Annotated in this window: 6 protein-coding genes; all 6 read right to left on the bottom strand. The window is 64.4% G+C overall.

Features of this window, described 5'->3' with window-relative positions; genetic code table 11:
• Nucleotides 1-88 precede the first annotated feature (88 nt).
• Nucleotides 89-1,582 carry a xylulokinase gene (xylB, locus tag IB223_RS08695; protein WP_192201173.1) on the bottom strand — a complete coding sequence of 498 codons (1,494 nt, stop codon included), beginning with the start codon at nt 1,580-1,582 and terminating at the stop codon, nt 89-91.
• A 228-nt stretch (nt 1,583-1,810) separates the two neighbouring features.
• A complete protein-coding gene (locus IB223_RS08690; RefSeq protein ID WP_192201172.1) occupies nt 1,811-2,509 on the bottom strand; it encodes a DUF6445 family protein in 699 nt (232 codons plus the stop codon).
• A gap of 24 nt (nt 2,510-2,533) precedes the next feature.
• Nucleotides 2,534-4,063 (bottom strand): tryptophan halogenase family protein, encoded by a 1,530-nt coding sequence (locus IB223_RS08685; RefSeq protein WP_225590866.1) that lies wholly within the window; start codon nt 4,061-4,063, stop codon nt 2,534-2,536.
• Nucleotides 4,064-4,084: 21 nt separating this feature from the next.
• Nucleotides 4,085-5,086, bottom strand: a complete 1,002-nt coding sequence (locus tag IB223_RS08680; RefSeq protein ID WP_192201171.1) for a cupin-like domain-containing protein — start codon at nt 5,084-5,086, stop codon at nt 4,085-4,087.
• Nucleotides 5,087-5,112: 26 nt separating this feature from the next.
• Nucleotides 5,113-5,871 carry a SapC family protein gene (locus IB223_RS08675; protein WP_192201304.1) on the bottom strand — a complete coding sequence of 253 codons (759 nt, stop codon included), beginning with the start codon at nt 5,869-5,871 and terminating at the stop codon, nt 5,113-5,115.
• 154 nt (nt 5,872-6,025) lie between these two features.
• Nucleotides 6,026-9,169, bottom strand: a complete 3,144-nt coding sequence (locus tag IB223_RS08670; protein WP_192201170.1) for a TonB-dependent receptor — start codon at nt 9,167-9,169, stop codon at nt 6,026-6,028.
• Between the last annotated feature and the right edge of the window lie 208 nt (nt 9,170-9,377).

Raw genomic sequence — 9,377 nt, 5'->3', positions numbered from 1 at the left:
GATGCCGGGGAAGTATTCCTGGGCGCCGATGAAGGGCTGGGTGCTCATGGTGCGGGGTCCTGTGGTTGTGCGTGATGTGCGTGGGATGTCAGCCGCGCTGCAGCGGCGTGAGGGCATCGAGGTGCTGGAGGAAGCGCTGGTAGGCCGCGGCATAGGCCTGCGTGCGGGTGGGATCGGGCGTGGCGGACAAGGCCGCCTCGGTGGCGACATGGGCGCGTGCGATGTCGGCGATGGATGCGGCATCGCCATCGGCACGGCCCCATGCCCACAGCGCCTGCAGGGCCGCGCCGAAGGCGGCGCCCTCGGCCTGCACCGGCACATCGACCGGCAGGCCGAACACGTCGGCCACCAGCTGGCGCCACGCCGCGCTGTTGCTGCCGCCGCCGGTCAGCACGATGCGCTCGAAGGCCATGCCGGCGCGCACGAAGGCATCGAAGCCGTACTTCAGGCTGTAGGTCGCCCCTTCCATCGCCGCGCGGTAGACATGGGCCGGGGTGAAGTTGCTTGTATCCAGCCCGGCCAGCACGCCCTTGCCCAGCGGCAGGTCCGGCGTGCGTTCGCCGTTGAGGAAGGGCAGCATCACCAGCCCGTCCGCACCGGGCGGGGTGGCGTGCAGGTGCGCGTCGCCCTCGCGCGTGCTGAAGCCGAAGGCCTTGGCCACCTGTTCGGTGGCCACGGTGCAGTTCATCGTGCAGATCAGCGGCAGCCAGCCGCCGGTGGAGGAGCAGAACGCGGCCCAGGCACCGTGCGGATCGACGACCGGGGTATCGGAATAAGCGAACAGCGTGCCCGAAGTGCCCAGGCTCATCGCCAGCCGGCCCTCTTCCACGCAGCCGGTACCGATGGCCGCCATCATGTTGTCGCCGCCGCCGACGGCGACCTTGACCGTCGTAGGCAGTCCCAGCTGCGAGGCGGTAGCGGGATCAATGTCGAACAGCGCATCGGATGCTACGATCGGCGGCAGGCAGTCGGCCAGATCGCGGTCCGCATCGGTGGCGCGCAGGAGCTCGTTGGACCACGTGCGGGTGCGCACGTCGAGCCAGCCGGTGCCGGAGGCATCGCCCCACTCGCAGAAGCGCTGGCCGGTGAGCACGACGTTGAGGTAGTCGTGCGGCAACAGGATCGTCGCCAGTTGTGCATAAGCCTCGGGGCGATGGGTCTTCGTCCACGGCAGCTTGGAGGCGGTGTAGCCGGCCAGGATCGGGTTGCCGGCAAGCGCAATCGTGGCTGTCGAACCGCCGACCGCGTCCATGATCTGCGCGCACTCGGCCGTGGTGCTGGTGTCGCACCACAGCTTGGCCGGAGCCAACACCGCACCGTCAGCATCCACCGGCACGAAGCCGTGCTGCTGGCCCGACACCGACAGCGCCACGATGCGCGCACGCAGTACCGGATCGATGCGGTCGAAGCACGCCTGCATCGCGGCGACCCAATCGGCGGGATGCTGCTCGCGGCTGCCGTCCTCGCCGCTGATCAGCTCCAACGGCGCGCTGGCACTGGCCACCACCGCACGCGCCGCAGCGTCGTACACCACCACCTTCAGGCTCTGCGTGCCTGCGTCGATTCCGGCGGTCAAAGCCATCGATTCCTGCCTCCGGCGCTCAAAAAGTTAGCGCTACCATTTTGTCCGGTAAAAAAAGGGAACCTCTGAATTGCTCCCTCTGCCAGCGCGGAGGCGGTGCCTCCCGCGCTGGCGACGACACTGTAACCAGCACCCACAGAAAAAGCGTGCTGCGCCGCAAAATGCATTGAAAAACAACCGCTTGAGCCGTATCGGGCGGCTTCGCCAGGAATGACCGCGGCACCCCGCTCAGCGTGCGACGTCGATGAAGGCATTGATCGACAACCTTCCGAGCACCGGGTCGGCAGGAAGCGGCCGATGGTTGTCGATCCGTCCCGAATGCAATGAGTTCCGCCGGTACACGATGAGCCGATTGAATACCCCCTCGACCTCCGCTATGCGCTCGAACGAGGTCGTGTCGCCGTTGATGTATCCCACAGTCGAATCGGCGTCGTGATGACCCTGCTGCGCGAGGCAATCGAAGTACGCTGCATGACGGCTTTCATCCACGTACTCGAATCCGGTCTGACGATGCCGGTAGAAATCCGTGCCACCCCATGCGCCGCGGAACAGGTAATGCACCGTGGCCAGACCCTGCCGGCTGACCGAGTCGATGTGCGGTACGCGCTGCAGGAAATGCAGGCTGGCCGGTGGTTGCGTGACCAGCGAGAAATGGCACATGGGAAAGACGAAGCGGCCAGGTGCCAGATCGAAGCACTCATGCAACAACGGATTGAGCGTCGCCTCCAGGAAGTGCTGATAGGAAGGCGGTGCAGGCGCCCGAATGCCGGGAAACATCGAAGACTGCTTCACGTACTGGCGTGTGACCGCCTTCCGCACCATCCGCTCCGGATCCGACATCACGTTGTCGATGATCAGCAGCGGCGCGCCTTCCTTGCCGATCGTGTGCCGCGTGATCCGGATATCCGCATGAGGCGTGATCAGCATGGGCTTGTCCGCGCGTCCCGGCGGTTAAAGGGACACCGGCCGGCTGCCCCATACTTCCGATCCGGCCTTGCAGTAGCGATCAATGAACGCCTGCTGCGATGGCATCTGCGCGACCGCGTGATCGATGGGCTGGCGAATGGACGCCAACAGTTTCCGGAGGTCGTCATCCGCCAGCGCACGCGCCAGGGGATGGGGCTGCCCTGGCATGATGCCCTGGCCCAGCAATACGTGGGTCCAGGAGTCGACCCGGAAGAGTTCGTCCGGATCCTGCCAGGCATGGGCGCGTTCGCGCCACGCGCGCAGGCGGATGCCCAGCGACTCGGGCAATGCCATCTCGCGGCACGCCTTCCACATCGGCTCTTCGCGCTGCGTCGCATGATAGTGAAGGATGATGAAGTCCCGCACGTGTTCCATCTCCGCGCGGCTCACGTCGTTGTATAGCTCCACGAGCGACGGGGCGATGCCGTCGAAGGGAAACAGCTGGACCAGGCGTACCACTGCACTGATGGCCAAGTGGATGCTGGTCGACTCCAGGGGCTCGATGAAGCCGCTGGCCAGACCCAGTGAGACCACGTTCTTGTTCCACGCCTTCAGTCGGCGCCCGGTGCGGAACGGTACCAGCCAGGGGTCACGGAGCGCAGGCGCACCCACGTCGCGCAGGAGCTTGGCGCGCGCCTCATCGTCGGACATGTGCCGGCTGGAGAACACCAGGCCGCACCCGACGCGGTGCTGCAGCGGGATATGCCAACGCCAGCCGGCCTCGTGCGCGATCGCCCGCGTGTACGGCACGGGCGGACCCACGGATTCGGTCTGGACCGCCACCGCCCGGTCGCTGGGAAGCCATTCATTCCAGTCCTCATAGCCCGTGCGTAGCGTCTGTTCGATCAGCAAGCCGCGGAAGCCGGTGCAATCGATGAACAGGTCGCCCTCGATGACCTGTCCGTCTTCCAGTACCAGGGACTGCACAGCGCTATCATCCGCATGCTGCCTGACCTCGCGGATCTTTCCTTCCACGCGCTTGAGTCCATGGCCTTCGGCGATGCGGCGAAGGAACTTCGCGTAGAGGCCGGCGTCGAAGTGGTAGGCGTAGTTGACCTGCGGTTGCGTCTGCAGCGAGAACTGGTCTCCCCGCGAAGCGACCGTCTCCAGGCAGAAGTCCCCCAGCTCCGACGGCATTCCCCGGCGCAGGCTGTCGAGCCAGAAATGATGGAACGCCGCCGCCCACGTGCCCTGCCCCGTGATACCGAAGGGATGGATGTAGCGATCCCCCGGACGGCGCCAGTTCTCGAACGAGATCGAGAGCTTGAACGTGCCGGCAACGGCGCGCAGGAATTCCTGTTCGTCGATCTGAAGGAAACGGTGGAACGTGCGGATGGGCGGGACGGTGGACTCCCCCACTCCCACGGTACCGATCTGTTCGGACTCGACCAGGGTGATGTCCAGCCGATCACGGAACTGGTGCGAAAGCGCGCACGCCGCGAGCCAGCCCGCAGTACCGCCGCCTGCGATCACCACTTTGCGGATGTGTCCCGTCGGGGCTACTCGATCGTCCAATGCGGTGTCTCCTTGCGTGGGCTAGCGGTTGAGCCGTCCAATCAGCATGGCGCGCATGCGCCGCGCCTGAGTTTCATCCATCGGTCCCAACATGTCGCGCGCCTGTTCGGGCAGGTGCTCCCCCGCCCTCTCGCCGGGACCGAAGACGTAGTATTCGAACACCTTCGCCCATGCCTGTTTCTCACGTTCCGGAAGATCCCGCAGCGTCCAGAGGGCATGGTGCAAAGCCGGCAACGGCGAAGACAGGAACGCTGGCGAACTGCGCCACCAGTAGTTGACCAGCACGTTGAACGGCTCGAGGCTGCGCACGTGGTGCCACCACATGCTGGGAATGAAGATGGCGTCGCCGGGTTCGAGCAGTGCGGTCTGCGCGGTGGCCAGCGCCTTGCGGAATCGCGGATGGCGCTCGTAGTCGGGATCATCGAAGTCGACCACGCTCACGACCTGCCCTCCGGGCGTGGGATCAAGCGGGCCGGGATAGAGATTCTCGATCTGTTCCGGCGGAAACAACGTAAACAGCCGCCTGCCTACCGCGCAGCACGCCAGGTTGTTGGGTGCGTCGAAGTGGCAGGACGCGACCACGCGATTGCCGATCCAGATGCTGGGTGGCGCATCGATATCGTGCGCGGCCAATGGCAGGCCATTGGCGTGGGCGAAGCCAGGCAGTGCTCCATCGACCAACAGCGAGGCCACGTAGTAGGTGGGCGGACGTGGGTCGTCCAGATGGTCCGATATTTCTCCGAGCACCTGGGCCAGGGATCCACGCCTGACGTCGAAATTCAGTCGGGTGAAGTCCTCGTTGTAGAAAGGCCGGCCGGCAATGCCGGGCCCACCGAAGGAGTACTGGATCGGCCTGCCGGCATCAAAGCCGAGCAGGTAGGACATCGCGTCCTGCGCGGATCGCAATCCTGCCTGCACCAGCCGCCAGTCGCGCGCGACGCCCCTGAGCAGCACGGGCTGGCCATCCGAGATCAGCTCTTCCAGCGGCAGCGCATCCGCACGCACGCTTTCCAGGACACGCATTGCTGCACCGTCCGTCGACATGACGGCTAGTTCCCGCCATGCGGCATCGCGGCATCCTGCGCACGCAGGCGACGCTGCTTCTCGGCCATGAGGCGGCGCATGTTGTGGAGCGACGCCAGGATCAGGTATGCGCCTTCCAGGTAGCCGGAGCGGTTCAACTCGAACAATGCGTTTCCGTCCAGCGCGGCCAGCTTCTCCCGATCGATGCCGTGCAAGCCATTGACGCCCACGCGGTGTCGGTCATCCAATTGCACATCCAGATTGACGGGCTGTATCAGGCCCATCGCATCCAGGGCCGCGAACATGCCGGAGCCGAATTCACTGCCATCCCTGATGCCACGCAGGACGCCCGCAACATGCTCGAGATAGGGGCTGTTACCGCCCTGCGGAAGGAATACCGGCTCACCCGCTGCGAAGTTCACGCGCGGATGGTCGAGATCCACATGCATCACGGCTTCCTTCCTCAACTCTCCGTCGATGCGCTGCTCCTGGAAGCCGATGAGGAAAGGCCCTTTCGCTGCCGCACCCGGGAGATAGGCGGCATTCCACCGGCCATCCTGCAGGAACAGATTCTCGCGTTGTTCGAAACCCAGGAGAACGACGGATTGCCATTCTCCCGTGCCCGGATCCTTCCTCAGGAAGATCGAATACTCCCGCTGCAGCTCGGCGAACTCGCTGGGAAACGCCCGCACCATGCCCACGTCGTCGCCGAACTGGGGGCCGAAGCCGGTCGCGACACGCAGATCCTTGTGTGAAACATTGTTGAGGAGTTCGTAGCGGGCCATCTTTTCTCTCGGGGAAGCCAGGAGGCGTCCGATGATACTAACGCTGGCAGATCGTGTTCGAGCCGCATCCGGCGGCACGACTTGCTAAAAGGGACCGCTGCTCGCGCAGCGGTCCCCGCTCGGCGATATCCGGAGAGGGCGTCTATCGCCAAACTCAGAACTTGTAGCGCACGCCCACCATGTAGCGCGGACTCTGGTCGGCCAGCTTGACGATCATCTGGTCGGTGCGTGCACGCCAACGGACGTCCTCACCGGTCAGATTGATCGCCTCCAGACCGAACGACCAGTGGTCGTTGAGCGTGTAGTTCACGCTCAGGTCCCACTGCTCGTACTCTTCCACGTAGTACGGATTGCGGCTCGCGCCCTGGTTCGCGAGGATCAGGTACTCGTCGCGCCAGTTCCAAGCCAGACGGACTGACCATCCATGCTTCTCATACATGAACATGGCGTTGGCCGTGTCGCTCAGGCCTGTCAGAGCGAACTGGTCGATGGCCGGATCGCCGCCGTCGTCGTATCCCACATCGCCCCGCACGACGGTGTAGTTGGCCAGGATGCCGAAACCACTGTCGCCGAAGAAGTACTGGCCACCCAGTTCCCAGCCATGCAGCTTGGACTGGTTCTGGTTGATCGGCCGGTTGACGTTGAACTGGTACAGCGGATCATCGGCTTCACCGTACAGGTTGTAGGCTGCTTCGGTCGCCAGCGTCTGCGCACCGGTACCATTGAACGCCGCCAGGCCCGCCGGATCGTTGCGCAGCAGGGCCAGGGCCGTGAACAGCGACGTGTCGTTGGCGGAACACGCCGCCGCATTGGCGGCCCCGACCTGGGTCACACATGCCGCACTGGTGAGGAAGGCCAGTGCCGTCTGCGCATCCGGGCCCGAGGTGGGATCCCTCAAACCGTACAGGGATTCCTGACCGACGGTGTTGCCGATGAAGTTGTCGACCGACTTGTTCCAGTACGTCAGCGACACATAGCTCGCATCGGCGAAGTACCACTCCAGCGCCAGGTCGAGGTTGTCCGACTCCAGCGGCTTCAGGCTCGGATTCTGCGCGTTCCCGCTTGCGCGGACGGACGGATCGAGCAGCACCGAACCGAAGGGCTGCTGCGCGCCGGGGCCGGCGTACAGGTTGCCATAGGGGGCTCGCGCGATGCTCCTGCCGAACGACGCGCGTCCCTTCAGTTCATCGGTGAAATCGATGCTGAAGTCCAGGTTGGGCAGGATGTAGCTGTAGCTGGCCTTCTCGCTGAAGGGCTGCTGCTCGTCGGACAGCACGATGCGGAAGTCGTTGTTGGCCTGCCACTCGATGGCCTCGGGGATCGCGATCACCGAGGTCGACACGACATCCGTCGTCTCGTATCTCACGCCGAGGCGGGTGTTGGTACGCATGCCACCCAGTTCGCCTTCCAGCTCCACCTGGAAGTACGCCGAATGGGTCTTCTCTTCCACCCGGTTGTCGGCCGCGCGCTGCGGGCTGACGCCCAGTCCCACGCCATACTGGTCCGCTGCCCACTGAGCGAGTTCGCCCGCGTTACCCCGCCAGACGGGCCAGCTGGTGACGTTGTAGTCATCGAACAAGCCGCCGATGTTGACCGGCCGTAGAAGATCCATCAACCCGGCCGCCGTGTCCGAATCCACGTTGGCCACACCCCAATCGCCCAGTGTCGAGTAGGCCTCCGCCGCCTGGATGCGGTGGGTCGTGGACTTGTTGGTATCCACGCCGAACTGGAAGCGGCCCTGGTCGAAGCTCCATTCGCCGTCGATGCGGGCCTGCTTGATCTCGCTGACCTGGGTCTGTGCATTGACGCGGAGCACCTGTGAGCCGACCTCGCCCTCCACGAATCCGGGATTGACCACGCCGTTGGTCCCGGCAATAGCGTCATCGGTGGTCGGGTACCAGGTCTGTGTGCCGATCGGCAGACCGTTGTTGAACACCAGCTCCTGCACCCATGAACCGCCGCAATGCGGGCCGGCGGTGCAGTTGTTGGTGCCGGCGATGCTCATGAAGATCGAGCCGCCGCCGGTGAGCGGGTCGTTGGGCCGGCTCTCGTTCTTCGAGTTGTGGGCATCGAAGCTCAGGCGGAACCTGTCGCTGACGTCCCAGATGGCGTTGAGACCGAGGGAGCCCAGCTTGTACTTCTGCATGCTGCGCTGCTGCTCGATGCCGAAATCCTTGGTCCCGGCGATCTCGCGGATATAGACAGGCGTCGCCACTGCACCGCTGGTGTCGAACTCGATATCGGTGTAGTTGCTGTTCTGCAACCACATCGCCTGTTCGCCACGGTTCTCGGTGATCTCGTTGGTCGAGTACGTGTAGTCCAGCGTCAGGGTCAGACTGTCGGTCGGTGCGAACTGCACCACGGCCTGGCCGTTCACGCGCTCGCGCTCGAATTCCGAGAACGCATAGCGCAAGTCATTGGGACGTGCGTAGAGATCGCCGATGGCCGGCGCATTGACCACGGTCGGATCGCCGGGCATCGTCCCGGTCCACGGCTGCACGTTCCAGTAGTTCTCGGTCGCCTGCACCGAGCCGCCCTTGCGCTTCTGATGGCTGGCACTCAGGCTCACGCCGAACGTCTTGTCGGGGTTGGAATAACTGAAAATGCCCGACAGTTCCGGCGTCAGGTCATTCTCGAACGGCTGGCTCCGGTCGGAAACGACTTTCGCCCCCGCGCTGGCGACCACGCCGTCATGGTTGAACGGCCTTGCGGTCAGGATGTTGATGGTGGCGCCGATGCCACCACTGGGAACCTGGGCCTGGCTGGTCTTGTAGACCTCGATGCCGTTGATGGCTTCGGCGGCGAGCTGTGCGAAATTGAACGCGCGGGTACCACCGTCCACACCGCCGATGGCGACCTGGCCCGAAGCACCAAACGCATCCGCACCCGGCATCTGCCGGCCGTTGAGCGTCACCATGTTGAACTGGGGACCAAAGCCGCGTGCCGTGACCTGCGCACCCTCACCATCGCGGCGCTCGATCGAGATGCCGGTGATGCGTTGCAGGGATTCGGCGAGGTTGGTGTCCGGGAACTTGCCGATGTCTTCGGCACTGATCGCATCGACGACGCCTGCGGAGTCGCGCTTGATGTCCATTGCCTGGCTCAGGCTGCTGCGCAAGCCCGTGACCACGACCGTATCCAGTGTGGTGGCGTCCGGCGTCGCCTGCTGTTGTGTCTGCTGCGCGGCCGGAGCCTGCGCCTGTTGCGATTCCTGCCCGAAAGCGGGATTGATGACCAGTACGCCACCCACGAAGGTGAACATGGCCGTCGACTTGAACCTCGCCAACTTACGACTCATCAGCATGTCCTCAGGTCTGGAATTGAAGGGCCAGCAACGCCGCGGCAGGCATGGATTCGCGCTCCCGCAATGGTCTGGGCCTTGTCCGGTGCATGGCATCGGTACCTGCACTCTTTCATGTGGTCTCCCCTCTCACGTTCGATCATTGGATGTATCGCCCTCCCCAAGGGCACCTTCGGGCGCAGGCCCGCATTTCCAGACCGGGCAT

The sequence above is a fragment of the Pseudoxanthomonas sp. PXM03 genome, assembly GCF_014852005.1.
GTDB lineage: Bacteria > Pseudomonadota > Gammaproteobacteria > Xanthomonadales > Xanthomonadaceae > Pseudoxanthomonas_A.
Note: the sequence above shows the minus strand (reverse complement) of the source record. Positions and strands in the feature narration are given on the sequence as shown.

What these genes read in the sequence shown, in the direction of transcription:
- xylB (WP_192201173.1), bottom strand. Translation starts at nt 1,582, where the DNA reads ATGGCTTTGACCGCCGGAATCGACGCAGGCACGCAGAGCCTGAAGGTG.
- IB223_RS08690 (WP_192201172.1), bottom strand. Translation starts at nt 2,509, where the DNA reads ATGCTGATCACGCCTCATGCGGATATCCGGATCACGCGGCACACGATC.
- IB223_RS08680 (WP_192201171.1), bottom strand. Translation starts at nt 5,086, where the DNA reads ATGCGTGTCCTGGAAAGCGTGCGTGCGGATGCGCTGCCGCTGGAAGAG.
- IB223_RS08675 (WP_192201304.1), bottom strand. Translation starts at nt 5,871, where the DNA reads ATGGCCCGCTACGAACTCCTCAACAATGTTTCACACAAGGATCTGCGT.
- IB223_RS08670 (WP_192201170.1), bottom strand. Translation starts at nt 9,169, where the DNA reads ATGAGTCGTAAGTTGGCGAGGTTCAAGTCGACGGCCATGTTCACCTTC.